Raw genomic sequence first — 17,638 nt, 5'->3', positions numbered from 1 at the left:
TTAATATATTAATGATCATCTTTTATGCTTTGCGCTGAGGTTTAGCAACTGGAAGTGAATGTTTTGTGATCTGATTAACACAATATTTACATATCAGTAACTTATTTATTATTAATCAACGAGTTGAATATTTTTCAGGGAAAGACTGGTACTTTTCAGGTGCAGAAACCGGTTGTACATGGCAGGATTAACGCTAATTATTAATTTGTTAATAAGTTTTAGATGAGGCCGTTGAGGGGAAACTATGCATGATTCATTAACCATTGCCTTGTTGCAGGCGCGTGAAGCGGCGATGGCCTACTTTCGACCGATCGTTAAACGACACAATCTCACCGAACAGCAGTGGCGGATCGTGCGGATCCTCGCCGAACGTCCGTCGATGGACTTTCACGATCTGGCTTTTCGCGCCTGTATCCTGCGCCCCAGTCTGACCGGTATTTTGACGCGTATGGAGCGGGATGGACTGGTGCTGCGCCTGAAGCCGGTTAACGATCAGCGCAAGCTATACGTCTCGCTGACGCCTGCCGGAACCGCGCTGTACGAAAGCGCCCAGGCGGAGGTGGAAGAAACCTATCGTCTGCTGGAGGCTCAGTTCACCACGGAAAAGCTGCAGCAACTGACCTCGCTGCTGGAGGAGTTTATTGCGCTTGGCGTCCCTGCCGGGCGCGGTGATGAAGAAGAGTAGCGGTTACGGCTCGGTACTCAGTCTGGCGAGGGCAATAAGCGTTTCCGCGCGGGCGGGGGACAGCGGCTCTCTCGGCTGCGGCAGCGGCCAGCCATACAGCCAGCGGGCGCTGGCGGCGCAGGTGCGCCCTTGACAGGCGCCCATTCCGCAGCGCTGGGTCAGTTTGGCCTGCAGCCAGTCGTCGGCGGCAGCCACGTCGCCGCAGCGCACATCTTCGCAACGGCACAGCAGGCTCTCCGGCGTCGCCGCGTTTTTCAACGACTCTGCCAGCTGGAAGGTGCGGTTGATAGCCGCGGCGAAGCGCTGCCAGCGGGCGCGACGGGCAAATCGCGCCTGGGCCTGCTGGCTGGCACCGGCGGCGGCATACCCGGCGATTTCGCCCTCCACCAGCGCCAGCTCGCTCCCGCCGAAACCGGTGCACTCCCCGGCGGCGTAGACATCTGCGATGCTGGTCTCCTGCCAGCGGTTAACCTGGATCGCCTCCTGCGCCGTGGCGCAACCGAACAGCAGCCCCGTCTCGATATTGGGCACCAGCCCGTAGCCGATGGCCAGCCGATCGCAGGCGATAGTCCGCTCGACGCCGCGCTGGCGCAATGTCACGGCCTCCAGCCGCGTTGTGCCGTGGGCGCGGATCGCCTGGGCGCCGCTAAGATAGCCTTTCGGGGCCAGCGTCGCTAACTGGCGCAGCTTCTGCGGCCAGCGCCACAGCCCGCTGGCGAAGCGCAGCAGCGCCGGGAGCGCCGCTTGCTCAATGATATTCGTTACCTGGCCTCCGGCCTTATTCACCGTATCCGCCACCGCCAGCAGCAGCGGGCCGCTGCCGGCAATCACCACCTTTTCTCCTTTCAGCGACAGGCCCTGCTTGATCTGCGCCTGCAGGCCGCCCGCGCCGGTCACGCCGGGTAAGGTCCAGCCGGGAAAGGGCAGCGACAGCTCGCGCGCACCGCAGCAGAGGATCAGTTTCTGCCAGTCAACCACGCCCCCGCCGTCGGCGGTTTCAAACAGCACGCTGCGCGCGGAGGGGCGGGCAATCAGTCGCGCGCCGTTCACCATCCGGATGGCGGCAGACGCGGCGATGGCGTCGCGGTAGCGCCGGGCCAGGGCGGGCAGCGTCGTCTGCGGGCCGGCCCGCCAGATTTGCCCGCCGGGTGCGGGGTTATCGTCGAGAATAATGACCTGCTTATTGCAGGCGGCGGCAGAGAGCGCGGCCGCCATGCCGGCGGGGCCGGCGCCGAGGATTAAAATGTCACAGCGCAGCGTGTGCATAGCGGCTCCTTTCTATTTGCATGCCGGCCCGGCACAGGGTCTGGCAGGCCAGCACCCGCCGGCCGTCGACGGTGATCCGGCACTCCTGGCAGATCCCCATGCCGCAAAACGGCGCGCGGGGGTCGCCGTTAACCGCCTGGCGGGTGGTGGGATCGCCGGTCAACGCCAGCGCCGCCGCCACGCTGATCCCTTCCGGCACCGTCAGCGCTTCGCCATCGACGGTGATATTGAGCGTGTTATTCATGCGATCGCCTCCTGATGATACAGACGGGTCGGGAGCCAGGCCTCAGGCGCCAGCGGGCAGCGTTCACCGAGGATCTGCGCCGCCAGCAGCTCAGCCGTCGCCGGGGCAGTGGTGACGCCCAGCCCTTCATGGCCCAGCGCCAGCCATACACCGCGGCGCGTGGGATGCGGGCCAATCAGCGGATTGCCATCCTGTGAGGCGGCGCGCAGGCCGCTCCAGCAGCGGATGATATTCAGCGTCGCCAGCGCCGGCACAAAATGGCGGGCGCGATCGAGCATCAGCCCCAGCAAGGGGAGATCCAGCTGGCGCTCGCGGTTATCAAACTGGCGCGACGAGCCAATCAGCAGCTGGCCGGTGGGCCGCGGCTGCAGGTTAAAGGCCACCGAGGTGCCGCCGCCGTGGGCGCTGGCGCCGTAACCCAGTTCAACCAGCTGGTGATGCACCCGCGGCCCGTAGCGATCGGTTATCGCCAGTTGGCCTTTTTTCGGCCGCAGCCAGTTTTCTGCTAACAGCGCGTTGGCTTCAAGTCCGCAGGCCACCACGATGGCCCGCGCCTGTAGCCGTTTGCCGCTGGCGAGCTGTACCTGTGGTTCGGTAATCGCCTGCGCGCTGTCGCGCAGGCAGGTGAGATGGTCTCCGGCATCGGCCACCAGCCAGCGGGCGACGTTCGGCGCGTAGACGATACCATCGCCGGGCACCCATAGCCCGCCGGCCAGCCCGCTGCGCAGCAGCGGTTCGCGCCCGGCGATCTGCTGCGGGGTCTGCAGCTCGCTGTGGACCTGATAGCCTGCCAGCCGCCGCTGTTTTTCGCCCCCGACGGCCATCTCTTCTTCGCTATCCGCCAGCCACAGCGTGCCGCAGCCGCGCCAGGCGCAAGCGTCGGGCATCCGCGGCGTGATGGCGCGCCAGCGCGCCAGCGACCACGCCGACAGCGCCAGTTCGGCGGGGTCGTCATCCATGCACACCAGATGGCCCATACCGGCCGCTGTCGCGCCGGGCTGACCGTCGTCGATAAGCGTCACGCTCTGCCCCCGCTTCGCCAGCTGCCACGCGCAAGCGGCGCCGATGATCCCGGCGCCGATCACGATGACATCGCACGACTTCACGGGGCGATCCCCCAGCAAAAGGGATCGTCCGGGTTGAGGATCAACTGATTATCGCCGCACACCCAGGCTTCGCCGCGGATCGTGGGGATGATGCCCGCGGCGGCGCGCTGGTAGCTGGCGGTAAACTGGCTGCCGATGATGCTGGCCTGGCGCCAGATCGCTCCCGGCTGCAGTTTGCCATCCTGCGCCAGGCAGGCCAGCTTGGCGCTGGTGCCGGTGCCGCACGGCGAACGATCCCAGGCCTTTCCCGGACAGAGTACGAAGCTGCGGCTGTCGGCGGCATCGTCATCGGCGAACAGCTCGATATGATCGATAACGCCGCCGTCGTCGCCGCGGATCCCCGCGGCTTCCAGCCCCTCACGCACCGCCCAGGCGTAGTCGGTGAGCTGTGGGATGTGCTCCGGGGTAATGGCGAACGGGTGATCGTTGATCAGGAAAAACCAGTTGCCGCCCCAGGCAATATCGCCGACGACGGGGCCGAGCGCGGTCTCCACGCGGACCTGCTTTTTCCAGCGGCGGGCCGGGACGTTTTGCACCGATACGCTGCCATCGTCGTGCAACGTTGCGCTTACGTCGCCGACCGGGGTTTCAATCAGATGTACGCCTGGCTGGATACGGCCAAGCCACGCCAGCGAGGCGATAAGCCCGATGGTGCCGTGGCCGCACATATTCAGAAAACCGGCGTTGTTGAAGAAAATGACGCCAGCGGTGGCCGCCGCCGAGACCGGCTGGCACAGCAGCGCGCCGACCAGCACATCGTTGCCGCGCGGTTCGAGAATCACCGCCTGACGCCAGCGATCGAAGTCACGGGCGAAACGGTCGCGGCGCTGCGCCATGCTGCCGCCGCCGAGGTCGGGGAAGCCGTCAACGATCAGGCGGGTGGGTTCGCCGCCGGTGTGTGAATCAATGGCTCTCAGCGCAATAGGGGGGCGTGGCGCGGTCATTCTGCTCTCCGAAAGTTAACAACATGTTTCATCATGCTGGCGCAACCCGGGGCGGGCGGCTTGAGCACTTTCGGCAGAGATAATGACGAAATCGGCATAATCGTGCCGGGGTGATGTGCATACGTTGCATAGTTATTTCTTATTAATCATTTGGTTAATGGCGTGGTAAACCGAAAGTGGCGATTGCGCCAGTGGATAAACCAGGGGAAGGCGTAAAGCGGATCCAGGATCGCAAAACCGGCGGTTACCGCTTGAGGTGTTAACAGGAAGTGAATAAATATCCTTCGGTCACTTACCATGAGGAAGCCCTATGATCGGTGTTTCTGAAGCGGCGCCGCCGCGCGCTGTTAATCAACCGGAGCTGGCGGTCGATGAGCTGAGCCAGATCTGCGAAGGGCTGGCGCGCCAGCGGCCGGAGAATATGCCGGCGCTGCTCAATGCCCTGGCGCTGATCGCCCCCCTGCTCAATGCCATCCCCAACGTGGTCTTTTTTATCAAAGACCGCGAGGCGCGTTATCTGCTGGCGAACCTGACGCTGGCCCGCCGCTGCGGTTTCAAAACCGTCTCCTCGCTGCTGGGGAAAACCTCCGCCGACGTCTTTCCTTCCACGCTGGGGCAGGGGTACACCGAACAGGATCTTCGGGTATTACGGGAGGGCGTGACCCTGCGCGACCAGCTGGAAATGCATCTCTACAATGGCCGGGAACGAGGCTGGTGCCTGACGCAGAAGCTGGCGCTGCGCGATGTCCGCGGTCAGGTGATCGGCATGGCCGGGATCTCTCACGATCTGCAGGAGGCCCACGCCCGCCATCCGGCGTGGCAGCGGCTGGCGATCGTCGACGATCATATCCGCCGCCACTATCACCGGCCGATCGCCATGGAAGAGTTGACCGCCCTAAGCGGGATGTCGATTGCGCAGATCGAGCGCTACTGCAAGCGGATCTTTCATCTCACCCCGCGGCAGATGATCCACAAAGTGCGTCTGGAAAAAGCCACCGAACTGCTGGCCGGCGATACGCCGATTACCGATATCGCCTTGCAGTGCGGCTATACCGATCACAGCGCCTTCAGCCGCCAGTTCAAAGCGATGACCGGCTCGACGCCGCGCGATTTTCGCCTGACGCTGCAGGGATAACGGCTGGCTCACACTTTTGTCGACTGTGCTAATTTCGTCATCGGATTAAGGGAAAACCGACAAGCCGCCGGTTCCGCGACGCGTCAATCTGTCAGTGAATATTCACCAATCATTCACCTCGACTTAACAAAATGACGACAAGGAACCGAGCATGAGCAATAAAGCGATTCACTGGAGCGGCGTATTCCCGGCGGTTAGCACACAGTTTCGTAGCGATTACTCCCTCGATTTAGACGCCACCCACGCGGTGATGAAAAACCTGGTCAAAGATGGCGTTTCCGGACTGGTGGTGTGCGGCAGCGTCGGGGAGAACACCTCCCTGAGCACTGATGAAAAATTGCAGATTATCGAAGTGGCGAAAGATGCCGCCGGCGGCAAAATTCCGGTGATCGCCGGGGTGGCCGAGTTCACCACCGCCTTTGCCCAGAAGATGGCGAAAGAGGCGGAGCGCGTCGGCGTCGACGGGATCATGGTGATGCCGGCGCTGGTCTACTCCTCAAAACCGCATGAAACCGCCGCCCACTTCCGCAGCGTGGCCACCGCCACCGACCTGCCGATCATGGTCTACAACAACCCGCCGATATACAAAAACGACGTGACGCCGGACATTCTCGCCGCCCTGACCGATTGCGACAACATCGTCTGCTTTAAAGACTCCTCCGGCGATACCCGCCGCTTTATCGACCTGCGTAACACCGTTGGCGATCGCTTCGTGCTGTTTGCCGGGCTGGATGACGTGGTGGTGGAAAGTATCGCCGTCGGCGCGGAAGGGTGGATCTCCGGAATGTCCAACGCCTTCCCGCGCGAAGGGGAAACGTTATTCCGTCTCGCCCGCCAACAGCGTTACGAAGAGGCAATGGCGCTGTACCGCTGGTTCATGCCGCTGCTGCATCTCGATGCGCGTCCGGATCTGGTGCAGTGCATCAAGCTGTGCGAAGAGCTACTCGGACGCGGCAGCGCCGTGACCCGTCCGCCGCGTCTGGCGCTGGAAGGGGAAACGCGCCAGCAGGTGGTGGCGATCGTGGAACAGGCGCTGGCGACTCGTCCAGCCCTGCCGGACGTCGGCCTCTGAACCCAGGAGTCAGTATGAATGCATCTCAGACCATGGCGGGACGGCAGTTTATTGCCGGCCGCCGCGTTGCCAGCGGCGAGGCGACGCTATTGAGCCTGCGGGCGGTGGATGGGGAAGCCACCGGCCATCGCTTTTATCCGGCTTCACGCGAGGAGGCCGCCCAGGCCGCGGAGGCGGCACAGCAGGCGTTTGCCGTTTATTCACAAACCACGCCGCAGCAGCGGGCGCGCTTTCTCTGCGCCATTGCCGATGAGCTGGACGCGCTGGGGGAAGCGTTTTTTGCACTCGCCGAACAGGAGACCGCGCTGCCGCTGGCGCGGCTGCAGGGCGAGCGGGCGCGCACCAGCGGCCAGCTGCGGATGTTTGCTGGCGTGATCCTGCGCGGGGATACCTTCGCCGCCCGTATTGATACCGCCTTAGCCGACCGTCAACCGCTGCCGCGCCCGGACCTGCGCCAGTATCAGCAGGCGTTAGGGCCGGTGGCGGTGTTTGGCGCCAGCAACTTTCCGCTGGCCTTTTCCACCGCTGGCGGCGATACCGCCTCGGCGCTGGCGGCTGGCTGCCCGGTGGTGGTGAAGGCCCATCCGGGCCATATGGCCACCGCCGAGCTGACCGCTGAAGCGATCGTCCGGGCGGTCGCGCGATGCGGGTTACCCGGCGGCGTCTTCAATATGATTTTCGGGACTGATATCGGCGCCGAATTGGTCCGCCATCCGGCGATTCAGGCCGTTGGCTTTACCGGCTCACTGGCCGGCGGTAAGGCGCTGTATCAAATGGCGCAGCAGCGTTCGCAGCCAATCCCGCTGTTTGCTGAAATGTCGGCGATTAACCCGCTGATTATTCTACCGCAGGCGCTGCAGACGCGGGCCGAGGCGCTGGCGAACGAGCTGGTGGCGTCATTCACCCTCGGCGGCGGCCAGTTCTGTACCCGTCCGGGGCTGATTCTGGCGCTGCGCGGCGCCGGGCTGGAACGCTTTAAGTCGGCGCTGTGCGCGGCGGTAGCGGGCTCTGCGCCGCAGGTGTTGCTCAATGCGCCGACCCTCCAGCACTACCGCCAGGGCGTGGCGGCCCTGGCGGCGCACCCGCGTATCGAGAGGCTGGCGAGCGGCCTCGCCGCCGGCGCCGGGCAGGCGCAGACCCAGCTGTGGCAGGCTCAGGTCGAGGATCTGCTGGCGCAGGATACGCTGCTGCAGACCGAAGTTTTCGGCCCGCTATCGTTGCTGGTGGAAGTGGACGACGCGGTCCAGCTACAGGCGGTGGTGAAAGCGCTGCAGGGACAGCTCACCGCGACGCTGCACGCGGAAGCGGACGACGGCCCGCTGGCGGCCAACCTGCTACCGCTGCTGTGTGAGAAGGCCGGACGGGTGCTGTTTAACGGTTATCCCACCGGCGTGGAAGTGTGCGATGCGATGGTCCACGGCGGCCCGTGGCCGGCGACGACCGATGCGCGCGGGACGTCGGTCGGCAGCCGGGCGATTGAGCGTTTTCTGCGCCCGGTCTGCCTGCAGAATGCGCCGGCCGCCCTGTTACCGCCAGCGCTGCAGGATGCGAACCCTTTGAACCTGCTGCGCCTGGTCAACGGCCAGTGGACCCGGGAAGCGATTTCCTCCTCTCATTGACGCAAGGGCATCACCATGACCATTCACACTACGCATAACAGTCAAACCCGCGTTGCTGAGTCGGGTAAGTTTAAAAAACAGCTGACCCTGACCGACCTCACCTTTATCGGCCTGGGCGCGATTTTCGGCTCGGGATGGTTATTCGCCGCCAGCCACGTCGCATCCATTGCCGGTCCGGCCGGGATCGCGTCGTGGGTGATCGGCGGCTTTGCGGTACTGCTGCTGGGGATTGTCTACTGTGAGCTGGGGGCGGCGCTGCCGCGCGCCGGCGGCATTATCCGCTACCCGGTCTTTTCCCACGGCGAGCTGATGGGCTATCTGCTGGGGTTCATCACCCTGATCGCCTTCTCCAGCCTGATCTCGATAGAAATCGTCGCCGCCCGGCAATACGCCGCGGCCTGGTTTCCGGCGCTGACCCAGCCGGGCTCCAGCTCGCCGACTCTGCTGGGGTGGGTAGTGCAGTTCCTGCTGCTTTGTTTCTTCTTTGCGCTGAATTACTACAGCGTCAAGACCTTCGCCCGCTCGAACAACTTCATCAGCGTGCTCAAGTTTCTGGTGCCGCTGCTGGTGGTGGTGACGCTGTTCGCCTTCTTTAAACCGGAGAACCTGCACGCGCAGGGCATTGCGCCGTTCGGTATGTCCGGGGTGGAAGCGGCGATCAGCGCCGGAGGAATTATCTTCGCCTATCTGGGACTGACGCCGATTATCTCGGTGGCCAGCGAAGTGCAAAAGCCGCAGCGGACTATCCCTATTGCGTTGATTTTATCAGTGGTGCTGTCAACGATTATCTACGTGCTGCTGCAGCTGGCGTTCCTTGGCAGTATCCCCACCGAGATGCTAAGCGGCGGTTGGGCCGAGGTGAGCAAACAGTTCTCGCTGCCGTATCGCGATATCGCCATTACCCTCGGCATGGGCTGGCTGGCCTTTATGGTCATTAGCGATGCGATCATCTCCCCGAGCGGCACCGGCAATATCTACATGAACGCGACGCCGCGGGTGATCTACGGCTGGGCGAAGGCGGGCACCTTCTTTAAAGCCTTTACCCATATCGATAAAGCGTCCGGTATTCCGCGCCCGGCGCTGTGGCTGACCTTCGGGCTGTCGATTTTCTGGACGCTGCCATTCCCCTCATGGGAACAGTTAATTAGCGTGGTGTCGGCTGCCCTGGTGCTGAGCTACGCCATCGCCCCGGTGACCGCCGCCGGGCTGCGCCGCAACGCCCCGGATCTGCCGAGGCCGTTCCGCGTGCGCGCCTTCGCCATCATCGGCCCGGTGTCGTTTATGGTCTCGGCGCTGATCGTCTACTGGTCCGGCTGGAATACGCTCTCGTGGCTGCTGGGGCTGCAGATCGTGATGTTTGTGGTGTACGTGATGTGCAAAGGCAAGGTGCCGGAACATACCGTGAGTCTGGCGCAGCAGGTGAAGTCTTCGCTGTGGCTGATCGCTTTTTATGCGTTGATTATCCTCTTTTCCTGGCTGGGCAGCTTCGGCGGGCTTAATGTGATTGGTCACCCCTGGGATACGGTGCTGGTGGCGGCAATGTCGCTGGGGATTTATTACTGGGGCGCGCGCAGCTGTCTGCCGCAGGCTAATTTTAGCGGAGACGAAGAAGAGTAAAGGAGAACAGTATGGAGTCGGTAACTCTATCGTTACCAGAAGCTTATGACCTGGCGCTGGCGGTGCTCAGCGCCAATGGATTCAGCGCCGACCACGCGGCGGCCATCGCCCGTAACGTGGCTGCCGGGGAGCGCGACGGCTGCGCTTCCCACGGCCTGTGGCGGCTGTTGGGCATTGTCGATACCTTACGTAAAGGTAAGGTATCGCCTGATGCCGAGCCGCAGATCCACGACCAGGCGCCGGCGATTGTGCGGGCGGATGCAGGGGGCGCCTTTTCGCTGCTGGCCTACGAGCGCGCGCTGCCGCAGCTGCTGGAGAAAGCGCGGCACAGCGGCATTGCGGCGCTGGCGATTAACCGCTGCGTCCATTTTTCCGCGCTGTTTGCCGATATTGAGCCGTTGACCGAGGCAGGGCTGGTGGGGCTAGCCTGTACGCCAAGCCACGCCTGGGTCGCCCCGGCGGGCGGCACCCGTCCGCTGTTCGGCACCAACCCTATCGCCTTTGGCTGGCCGCGGCGGGACAAGCCGCCGTTTATTGTTGATATGGCGACCAGCGCCGCGGCGCGCGGCGAGATCCAGTTGCATCAGCGCGCCGGCAAAGCGCTACCGGAAGGGTGGGGAATCGACAGCCAGGGGCAGCCGACCACCGATGCCACAGAGGTGCTGAACGGCGCGATGTTAACCTTCGGCGGCCATAAGGGCTCGGCGCTGGCGGCAATGGTTGAGCTGCTGGCCGGGCCGCTTATCGGCGATATGACCAGCGCCGAATCACTGGCGTGGGATAACGGCGCGGGCGGTTTACCCTACGGCGGAGAGCTGATTCTGGCGCTGGATCCGCAGCGCTTTCTCGGCGAGCAGGCACAGGAGCAGCTGGCGCGCGCCGAAACCCTGTTCAGCGGGATGCAGGAGCAAGGGGCACGGTTACCGGGCGAGCGGCGGTTCGCCTGTCGCCAGCAGAGTGAGCAGCAGGGAGTGGCTATCAGCCGCGCCTTATATGATGAGATTTGCGCCTTGCGGCCGTAGCAAAGCGCAGAGCGCGGCGGGGCCGAACATCAGAGCGCCAGGCGCATGGCGCAGCGCGTCTCCGGCGGCAGGCCGTGCCGGGTCTCCTGTTCTCTTTTCGCCGCCAGCCCGGCGGGCAGGGTCAGTTCATCGAGCATGGCGAATCCCAGACGGGTATAAAACGGCGCATTCCACGGCACGTCGCGGAAGGTGGTGAGGGTCACCGCCGGGTAAGCCATTTGCCGGGCGCCGTCGATAACCTGCTCCAGCAGCATCCGCCCGATGCCCTGATGCTGCCAGGCCTGGTGGACGGCGACTTCGACGATAAATAAGGCATCGTCGAGCGGTTCGGTCAGAATAAAACCCACCGGTTGCCCGGCGGCCACCGCCAGCAGACTATGTTCCGTTTCCAGATAATCATGATGGCGCGCAACGCTAATCACCTCGCTGTCCGCCAGCCAGGCGAGAGCGGGGATCTGACGAAAAGCCTGAGCGGCGGAACGTTCAATGGCCGGCAGAAGGGCGATATCACTCTCCTCGGTCAGGCGTAATCCGGCGCCGGCAGTTATTGTGTTAGTTTTCATCACCTCAGCATAGCAGCCTTCGGGAGAAATGTATGGAGCTGACCGCCGTTCCCGCCACGCAGTTCAGCAGCGTGCAGTTAACGGATATTCTTAACGCCTGTTTTGCAGACTATCTGGTACCGGTGACCCAGTCGGTGGAGGGATTTGTTCAGCGCTTTAGCGCCGAGGGGATGAGCCTGATCGATTCCCGCGTCTGGCTGGCCGGAGATGAACCTGCGGCGATCGCGATCGTCGCGCGTCGGGGGAATATGGCTCGCCTGGCGGCCTTTGCCCTGCGTCCGGCCTGGCGCGGCAAAGGTCTTGCACGGAAATTGATGCAGGAGCTGCTGATGCTTCTGCAGCAGCAGGGGATCGAGACGGTTTCCCTGGAGGTGATCCGCGATAACCATGTGGCCGTCGCGCTGTATCAGTCGTTAGGCTTTACGCGGCGCCATGGGCTCTGCGGCTACCTGAGCGCAGAGCCTCAGGCTGCGGCGCCAGGCGTGTTACAGCCTTATCCCACCCTGGCGCTGCTTAGACGCGCCGTTGAGGAGAGTAACAGTCAGCTCCCCTGGCTGATGGATCCGCTTACCTTCGCCACCCTGCCATGCCGCGTCGTGACGCTGGAACAGCGCGCCTTCGCGGTACTGGGCACCTCGGGTTCACGGCCTGTACTGCAGTTTTTATGGGTTGAACCCGCCGCCCGTCGCCAGGGGCTGGCACGGGCGCTGCTGATGGCGCTGGCGCAGCAGTTCCCGGGTATCGGCACTTCGGTGACGGTCCCGGAAACCTTTACGCCGCTGTTTGCCGCGGCGGGATATTCACCGCTATCGCTGCAGCAGTATGAAATGACGATGGAGTTGACCGCAGCAAAGTTCGCTTAAGCGGGAGTGTGCGCTGGGCCGCAAAAAACAGCACGGGGCGCCGATAAGCCTCTCTTTTGCCGCATCATATCTCTTCGTAATGGCGACGAGGGGGATGTAATGCGTAAAACGGAACTGTTGGCTTTTTTGCAAAATCAGACCGATTTTTTCGATCCGGATAACCTGAGCGAAGTGTTCACCGCCAGCTGGCTGGCTCAGCGATTCGCGATGCAAAGAAATACCGCCAGCCATTATCTCAATCAGCTGGTCGCCCAGGACGTGCTGGTGAAGATCAACACCCGGCCGGTCTATTTTCTGCATAAAAAAGCCTTCTGCCAACAGTTCTTCCCCCTTTCCCGCAGCGAGTACGCCAGCATGGCGGAGCTGCTCGCGGAGAGTGACCGCCAGCCGGAACAGGCGGACCATTTTTCGTTGCTGACCGGGCATGACGGCAGCCTGCGTAAACCGATTGAGCAGATGAAAACCGCGCTGTTTTATCCCAACGGCGGGCTACCGCTGCTGATCACCGGCGACAGCGGGACCGGTAAAAGCTATATGGCGGAGCTGATGCACGAGTTCGCGATCGCCCAGGGCCTGCTGGCGCCCGATGCGCCCTTCGTGAGCTTCAACTGCGCGCAGTATGCCAGTAATCCGGAGCTGCTGGCCGCCAACCTGTTCGGCTACGTCAAAGGCGCGTTTACCGGCGCGCAGAGCGATAAAGCCGGGGCGTTCGAGGCGGCAAACGGCGGGATGCTGTTTCTCGACGAGGTCCACCGCCTGGATGCTCAGGGGCAGGAGAAGCTGTTCACCTGGCTGGATCGCAAGGAGATCTACCGGGTGGGGGAGACCGCTCAAGGCCTGCCGATTTCGCTGCGGCTGGTGTTTGCCACCACCGAAGAGATTCACAGCACCTTTCTGACCACCTTTCTTCGTCGTATTCCGATCCTGGTCAGCTTGCCCGATCTTCAACACCGCAGCCGAGAGGAGAAGGAGGCGCTAACGCTGCAGTTTTTCTGGCAGGAGGCCCGGACGCTGGCCGCCCGGCTGCAGCTAACGCCGCGGCTTTTGCAGGTCCTGACGCAGTACGTTTATCGGGGCAACGTCGGCGAACTGAAGAATGTGGTGAAGTACGCCGTGGCATCAGCCTGGGCCAGGTCTCCGGGCAGCGAGATGCTGACCGTGACGCTGCACGATCTGCCGGAAACGATCATGGCGGCGACGCCGGCGCTCAGTGAAGCGATGGGTCAGCAGGAGCCGCTGCTAATCGAGCCGCAGACCAGCCTGGTCTGGCTGCTGCGGGCGCGCGACCCGATTCAGGGGCTGATCTATGACGTTCAGTGTCGGATTTTGGCGCTGCATGAAGCGGTGCTGAATAAAAAAACGGTCTGGGAAGAGGCGCAAAGAAGCATGGGGGAGGAGATTGAAACCCTCTTCGATCGGCTGATCTTTGATAACCAGGATGCCAGTAGCTCGCAGATGTTGCTGCTGATCGCCCATCAGGTGCGGGAGGAGTATTATCGCCTGGAAAAACGCTTCAATATCCAGTTTAACGGTAACTGTCTTTACGCCCTGAGCCACTACCTGATCCATCGATCCCGTCAGGCGCCGTCCACGATGAGCAATGAGAAAATCCGTCTGCTGGCGGATTTTCTGGCAAACAAATTCCCGCTGCTGTATCGCTTTTGCGAAGCGATCCTCGACGCGCTGGCGCTGAAGCTGGATATTGAGCCCCAACGTATTGACCTGCTGTTGCTGGTGCTGTGGTTCCAGAAAAATGGCGCTATTAGCCAGCAGCAGGTGACCCGGGCGATTATTCTCGCTCACGGTTACGCCACCGCCAGCAGCATTGCCAGCGTGGCGAACCGCTTGCTGAAAAGCCCGCTGTTTGAGTCATTCGACATGCCGCTCGACGTGACGCCGGAGGCTATCGCTAATCAGGTGATGGCCTACATTGAGCGCCACGCGCTGGCGTCAGGGCTGATCATTTTGGTCGATATGGGATCCCTGAACGCTATTCACAGCCATTTTAATCGTCGTCTGAACACGCCGGTGGCGATTATTAACAATGTCTCCACCGGCATGGCGATGTACGTCGGGGAGCGGATTTTGCACGGCGATATGCTGGAAGATATCGTCCGCGAGATCGGCGATGATCTGGCGGTTGAGCACCAACTCTATTACCCGCAGACCGATAAACCGCGGGCGATTTTGACCACCTGCGCCACCGGACTGGGCGCGGCGGCGAACCTGTCGGCGCTGTTAAAAGCCAGCATCCCTGAAGCGCTTGGCATTGATATTGTGGCCTGTGATGTGGAGACCCTTGCCGATCCCGCGCGGCGGGAGCCGATGCTCAGCCGCTACGAGGTGCTGGCGATCGTCGGCACCCTCGATCCGCATCTTGCCGATCTCCCGTGGATCTCGCTGGATTCGCTGATTTCCGGCGAAGGAAGTCGCCCGCTGATGCGTATCTTCGGCGAACTGGCGACGGCGGAGCAGGTTAGCGAGATCAACAACCTGATCCTGAAAAACTTCTCGCTGCGGCGAGTGATTGAGTCGGTGACGATCCTTGATACCGCGAAGGTGATTAACCAGGTTGAACAGTTTTTGCTGCGCTATGAGCATCTGGCCGGGTACGAGGTGCCCAACGAACGTAAGGTGGCGCTGTATGTGCACATCAGCTGTCTGATAGAGCGGTTAATTCGCCACGCTTCCCCAACCCATTATTCGGGAAGGCAGTGTCCGGATCGCGAGCTGGCTACGCTGCGCGAGGCCTTTAGTGTCATAGAGAGCGGATATAGTGTCAAAATTCCCGTTGTCGAGCTCTATTACATTCACGACATCCTGACGCGGGAAACGGAATTTATTCAGGAAGATCAAGAGTTTTAACGCTTCTCCCCCTTTTATCCTTACGTTAGCCGACGCGCCACTGTTTCTGGCACGTCGGTTGCAATTAAGAAAGCAGTGGAATGCGCTTTCGAGGTAAGGATGAAACGACACTATATTTTTGCCAGCCACGGCACCTTTGCTAACGGTTTGTTGAACTCTGTGGAGCTGATCCTCGGTAAACAGCCGGATATTCATACTCTGTGCGCCTATGTAGAAGAGGAGGTCGATCTGACGCAGCAGGTGGAGGCGCTGCTGGCGCGTTTCCCGGCGCAGGATGAACTGATAGTGATTACGGATATTTTCGCCGGCAGCGTCAATAATGAGTTTGTGCGTTTTTTATCGCGCCCACATTTCCATTTATTGTCTGGGTTAAATCTACCGTTAATTATTGACCTGCTTATTTCTGCAGCGGAAGAGAATACCGAAAAATTAATTTCTGAAGCATTAATCAACGCCAAAGAGAGCATTCAGTACTGCAATCAGAGTATTGCCGGGGCGATGACTATGGATAAAGACTTCTGAAATGAGGATGCATGATGATTACGTTATTAAGGGTTGACCATCGATTACTTCACGGCCAGGTAGCCTTTTCCTGGACCCAATATGTCGGTGCCGATTGTATTTTAATCGCCAACGACAGTGTCCCTGAAGATGAACTGCGGAAAACCACCATTAAGCTTGCTAAACCACCCTCGGTAAAGCTGGTGATTAAAAATATAAATGATTCTATTGAAGCGATAACAAGTGGGGTTACCGATAAATATAATTTATTTATTGTTGTGGAATCGGTCAATGACGCCTGGCGTATTGCCAGCGCCGTTGAGGAAATAAAAAGTATTAATCTCGGTGGGATTAAGGCCAAAGAGGGCAGTAAAAATATTTCTAAGGCGATTAATTTACTGCCGGAGGAAATAGAGCAGTTGCAACAACTGGTGGGCAAAGGCGTCGAGGTGGAAATTCGCCAGGTCCCGAACGATCGCAAACAGCTTTTTACGGAATGCGTGTAATTCCGGAGGACAGATTATGGTAGAGGCTCTCTTACTGGGTCTGGTGGCGTTTATCGCGCAATCGGAATATGCCTTAGGGACGTCGCTGATTTCCCGGCCAATCGTCACCGGGCTGCTGACCGGTCTGGTGCTGGGGGATGTGCAGACCGGCGTCATCATGGGCGCGACGCTAGAGCTGGCGTTTATCGGCTCGTTCTCCGTTGGCGCCTCGATCCCGCCCGACGTGGTGACCGGCGGTATTCTCGGCGTGGCGTTCGCTATCACCTCCGGCGCGGGCACGGAAACGGCGCTGTTGCTCGGCCTGCCTATCGCCACCCTGACCCTGATCCTGAAAAACGTTTATCTGGGGATGTTCATTCCGTTGCTCAGCCAGAAAGCGGACGGCTATGCGGAACGGGCGGATACGCGCGGCATTGAGCGGATGCATTTGATCGCCGGATTCGGCCTGTCGCTAATGCTTGCCACGGTGGTGACCGTCTCATTCCTGGTGAGCAGCAACGCGGTGAAATCTCTGCTCGATGCGATCCCGGAATTTATCAAACACGGGCTTAGCGTAGCCACCGGGATCATTCCGGCTCTCGGCTTCGCGATGCTCGCCAGGTTGCTGATTAACAAGAAAGTGGCGCCGTACTTTTTCCTCGGCTTTGTATTGATGGCCTATTTGAAAATCCCGGTGACCGGTATCGCCATTCTCGGCGCCATCGTGGCGGTGGTGATGGTTAACGTCACCGCATTGAGCGCACCTCGTACCACGACAGAACAAGGAGTCAGCGATGACGACGAAGATGATTTCTGAAGAGACCCTGCAGCCGCAGGAGCAGGAAGAAACGCGAATTACGCCGCGTGATTTACGCCGGGTGTTCTGGCGCTCCTTCCAGATGGAGTTCTCGTGGAACTATGAGCGACAGATGAATCTCGCCTTTGTTTACGCGCTGATCCCGGTGCTGAAGAAGCTCTATCCGTGCAAAGAGGAGCTGGCCGGGGCGTTGAAACGCCATCTGGTGTTCTTCAATACCACGCCGCATATCGTCACCCTGCTGCTGGGGATCACGACGGCGATGGAGGAGAAAAATAGCCAGCAGAAAAATATGGATGCCAATGCGATTGATAACGTCAAAGCTTCGCTGATGGGGCCGCTGGCCGGGCTGGGAGATTCCTTTTTCTGGGGGACGCTGCGCCTGATCGCCACTGGTATCGGCACCAGCCTGGCGCTAAAAGGCAATATTCTCGGGCCAATCCTGTTTCTGCTGGTATTTAACGTGCCGCACATTCTGGCGCGCTGGTGTTTTACCCGCTGGGGCTACGTGCTGGGCACCGGCGTCCTGCAGCGGATCCAGAAGAGCGGAATGATGGAGAGCCTGACCTACGGGGCATCGATTATCGGCCTGATGGTGGTCGGGGCGATGACCGCCTCAATGATCGATATCACCATCCCTGTCTCCTTCGGGGCCGGGGAAGCCAAAACCCAGGTGCAGGACATCATCAACGACATTCTGCCCTGCATGCTGCCGCTGGTGAGTTTCGGCATCGTCTACTGGCTGCTTGGGCGCAAGGTTAAACCGCTCTCTATTATCGGCGGAATGGCGCTGGTGGGCATTCTGGGTTCGTGGATCGGATTGTTTTAACGGGA

The 17,638-nt window shown here is 60.9% G+C and carries 17 protein-coding genes and 1 pseudogene; 12 read left to right on the top strand and 6 right to left on the bottom strand.

Features of this window, described 5'->3' with window-relative positions; genetic code table 11:
- Positions 1-15: 15 nt before the first annotated feature.
- Positions 16-180: pseudogene (locus GT756_RS26010) on the bottom strand (hypothetical protein).
- A 64-nt stretch (positions 181-244) separates the two neighbouring features.
- On the opposite strand from GT756_RS26010, the gene hpaR reads away from it, so the two are divergent.
- Positions 245-685, top strand: a complete 441-nt coding sequence (hpaR, locus tag GT756_RS21985; protein WP_002887503.1) for a homoprotocatechuate degradation operon regulator HpaR — start codon at positions 245-247, stop codon at positions 683-685.
- Between the two features lie 3 nt (positions 686-688).
- Here the strand turns inward: hpaR and GT756_RS21980 are convergent, their stop codons facing one another.
- Genes GT756_RS21980 through GT756_RS21965 form a run of 4 tightly spaced genes read right to left on the bottom strand, consistent with a single transcriptional unit; the run spans position 689 to position 4,245 of the window.
- Positions 689-1,951, bottom strand: coding sequence for an FAD-dependent oxidoreductase (locus tag GT756_RS21980; RefSeq protein ID WP_074195281.1), 1,263 nt, complete (start codon positions 1,949-1,951; stop codon positions 689-691).
- Entirely contained in the window at positions 1,932-2,195 is a 264-nt protein-coding gene (locus tag GT756_RS21975; RefSeq protein WP_004204189.1) for a (2Fe-2S)-binding protein, read from the bottom strand. Before GT756_RS21975 ends, GT756_RS21980 begins: the two co-directional genes overlap by 20 nt.
- The gene (locus GT756_RS21970; RefSeq protein ID WP_064189456.1) at positions 2,192-3,301 is read right to left on the bottom strand and encodes an FAD-binding oxidoreductase; all 1,110 of its coding nucleotides are present in this window, start codon (positions 3,299-3,301) and stop codon (positions 2,192-2,194) included. Before GT756_RS21970 ends, GT756_RS21975 begins: the two co-directional genes overlap by 4 nt.
- On the bottom strand, positions 3,298-4,245 hold the full coding sequence (locus GT756_RS21965) for a 4-hydroxyproline epimerase (protein WP_004204193.1): 948 nt from the start codon (positions 4,243-4,245) through the stop codon (positions 3,298-3,300). Before GT756_RS21965 ends, GT756_RS21970 begins: the two co-directional genes overlap by 4 nt.
- 310 nt (positions 4,246-4,555) lie before the next feature.
- Here GT756_RS21965 and GT756_RS21960 point away from each other — a divergent pair, with 310 nt between their 5' ends.
- The 5 genes from GT756_RS21960 (at position 4,556) to GT756_RS21940 (ending at position 10,710) form a co-directional block, all read left to right on the top strand.
- The gene (locus tag GT756_RS21960) at positions 4,556-5,380 is read left to right on the top strand and encodes an AraC family transcriptional regulator (RefSeq protein WP_017899117.1); all 825 of its coding nucleotides are present in this window, start codon (positions 4,556-4,558) and stop codon (positions 5,378-5,380) included.
- A 151-nt stretch (positions 5,381-5,531) separates the two neighbouring features.
- Positions 5,532-6,452 (top strand): dihydrodipicolinate synthase family protein, encoded by a 921-nt coding sequence (locus GT756_RS21955; protein ID WP_064151050.1) that lies wholly within the window; start codon positions 5,532-5,534, stop codon positions 6,450-6,452.
- Positions 6,453-6,466: 14 nt separating this feature from the next.
- Positions 6,467-8,071 (top strand): aldehyde dehydrogenase (NADP(+)), encoded by a 1,605-nt coding sequence (locus tag GT756_RS21950; RefSeq protein WP_065802802.1) that lies wholly within the window; start codon positions 6,467-6,469, stop codon positions 8,069-8,071.
- A gap of 15 nt (positions 8,072-8,086) precedes the next feature.
- Positions 8,087-9,688, top strand: a complete 1,602-nt coding sequence (locus tag GT756_RS21945) for an APC family permease (protein WP_065802801.1) — start codon at positions 8,087-8,089, stop codon at positions 9,686-9,688.
- An 11-nt stretch (positions 9,689-9,699) separates the two neighbouring features.
- Positions 9,700-10,710, top strand: coding sequence for an Ldh family oxidoreductase (locus GT756_RS21940; RefSeq protein WP_017899114.1), 1,011 nt, complete (start codon positions 9,700-9,702; stop codon positions 10,708-10,710).
- Between the two features lie 29 nt (positions 10,711-10,739).
- Here GT756_RS21940 and GT756_RS21935 read toward each other — a convergent pair whose 3' ends face one another.
- Positions 10,740-11,273, bottom strand: a complete 534-nt coding sequence (locus tag GT756_RS21935) for a GNAT family N-acetyltransferase (protein ID WP_004886433.1) — start codon at positions 11,271-11,273, stop codon at positions 10,740-10,742.
- 32 nt (positions 11,274-11,305) lie between these two features.
- On the opposite strand from GT756_RS21935, the gene GT756_RS21930 reads away from it, so the two are divergent.
- The 6 genes from GT756_RS21930 to GT756_RS21905 all read left to right on the top strand — a co-directional run bounded on the left by GT756_RS21930 (position 11,306) and on the right by GT756_RS21905 (position 17,633).
- Positions 11,306-12,136, top strand: a complete 831-nt coding sequence (locus GT756_RS21930; protein ID WP_160125064.1) for a GNAT family N-acetyltransferase — start codon at positions 11,306-11,308, stop codon at positions 12,134-12,136.
- A 99-nt stretch (positions 12,137-12,235) separates the two neighbouring features.
- Positions 12,236-15,001 (top strand): sigma 54-interacting transcriptional regulator, encoded by a 2,766-nt coding sequence (locus tag GT756_RS21925; RefSeq protein ID WP_160125063.1) that lies wholly within the window; start codon positions 12,236-12,238, stop codon positions 14,999-15,001.
- A 99-nt stretch (positions 15,002-15,100) separates the two neighbouring features.
- Positions 15,101-15,523 (top strand): PTS sugar transporter subunit IIA, encoded by a 423-nt coding sequence (locus GT756_RS21920; protein WP_004886440.1) that lies wholly within the window; start codon positions 15,101-15,103, stop codon positions 15,521-15,523.
- A 14-nt stretch (positions 15,524-15,537) separates the two neighbouring features.
- Complete coding sequence (locus GT756_RS21915) at positions 15,538-16,008, top strand: PTS sugar transporter subunit IIB (RefSeq protein WP_004886443.1); 471 nt, start codon at positions 15,538-15,540, stop codon at positions 16,006-16,008.
- 16 nt (positions 16,009-16,024) lie between these two features.
- Positions 16,025-16,804, top strand: a complete 780-nt coding sequence (locus tag GT756_RS21910; RefSeq protein ID WP_160125062.1) for a PTS mannose/fructose/sorbose/N-acetylgalactosamine transporter subunit IIC — start codon at positions 16,025-16,027, stop codon at positions 16,802-16,804.
- Positions 16,782-17,633: a PTS system mannose/fructose/sorbose family transporter subunit IID gene (locus tag GT756_RS21905; RefSeq protein ID WP_049004608.1), complete on the top strand. Its 852-nt coding sequence runs from the start codon at positions 16,782-16,784 to the stop codon at positions 17,631-17,633. Before GT756_RS21910 ends, GT756_RS21905 begins: the two co-directional genes overlap by 23 nt.
- The last annotated feature ends 5 nt before the right edge of the window (positions 17,634-17,638 follow it).

The organism is Klebsiella sp. Q2, assembly GCF_009900705.1.
Lineage (GTDB): Bacteria > Pseudomonadota > Gammaproteobacteria > Enterobacterales > Enterobacteriaceae > Klebsiella > Klebsiella quasipneumoniae.
Note: the sequence above shows the minus strand (reverse complement) of the source record. Positions and strands in the feature narration are given on the sequence as shown.

Excerpts from the sequence above, each read along its gene's own strand:
- GT756_RS21980 (WP_074195281.1), bottom strand. The coding sequence starts at position 1,951 with ATGCACACGCTGCGCTGTGACATTTTAATCCTCGGCGCCGGCCCCGCC.
- GT756_RS21925 (WP_160125063.1), top strand. The coding sequence starts at position 12,236 with ATGCGTAAAACGGAACTGTTGGCTTTTTTGCAAAATCAGACCGATTTT.
- GT756_RS21935 (WP_004886433.1), bottom strand. The coding sequence starts at position 11,273 with ATGAAAACTAACACAATAACTGCCGGCGCCGGATTACGCCTGACCGAG.
- hpaR (WP_002887503.1), top strand. The coding sequence starts at position 245 with ATGCATGATTCATTAACCATTGCCTTGTTGCAGGCGCGTGAAGCGGCG.
- GT756_RS21965 (WP_004204193.1), bottom strand. The coding sequence starts at position 4,245 with ATGACCGCGCCACGCCCCCCTATTGCGCTGAGAGCCATTGATTCACAC.
- GT756_RS21975 (WP_004204189.1), bottom strand. The coding sequence starts at position 2,195 with ATGAATAACACGCTCAATATCACCGTCGATGGCGAAGCGCTGACGGTG.
- GT756_RS21950 (WP_065802802.1), top strand. The coding sequence starts at position 6,467 with ATGAATGCATCTCAGACCATGGCGGGACGGCAGTTTATTGCCGGCCGC.
- GT756_RS21940 (WP_017899114.1), top strand. The coding sequence starts at position 9,700 with ATGGAGTCGGTAACTCTATCGTTACCAGAAGCTTATGACCTGGCGCTG.
- GT756_RS21905 (WP_049004608.1), top strand. The coding sequence starts at position 16,782 with ATGACGACGAAGATGATTTCTGAAGAGACCCTGCAGCCGCAGGAGCAG.
- GT756_RS21915 (WP_004886443.1), top strand. The coding sequence starts at position 15,538 with ATGATTACGTTATTAAGGGTTGACCATCGATTACTTCACGGCCAGGTA.
- GT756_RS21920 (WP_004886440.1), top strand. The coding sequence starts at position 15,101 with ATGAAACGACACTATATTTTTGCCAGCCACGGCACCTTTGCTAACGGT.
- GT756_RS21930 (WP_160125064.1), top strand. The coding sequence starts at position 11,306 with ATGGAGCTGACCGCCGTTCCCGCCACGCAGTTCAGCAGCGTGCAGTTA.
- GT756_RS21910 (WP_160125062.1), top strand. The coding sequence starts at position 16,025 with ATGGTAGAGGCTCTCTTACTGGGTCTGGTGGCGTTTATCGCGCAATCG.
- GT756_RS21945 (WP_065802801.1), top strand. The coding sequence starts at position 8,087 with ATGACCATTCACACTACGCATAACAGTCAAACCCGCGTTGCTGAGTCG.
- GT756_RS21960 (WP_017899117.1), top strand. The coding sequence starts at position 4,556 with ATGATCGGTGTTTCTGAAGCGGCGCCGCCGCGCGCTGTTAATCAACCG.
- GT756_RS21955 (WP_064151050.1), top strand. The coding sequence starts at position 5,532 with ATGAGCAATAAAGCGATTCACTGGAGCGGCGTATTCCCGGCGGTTAGC.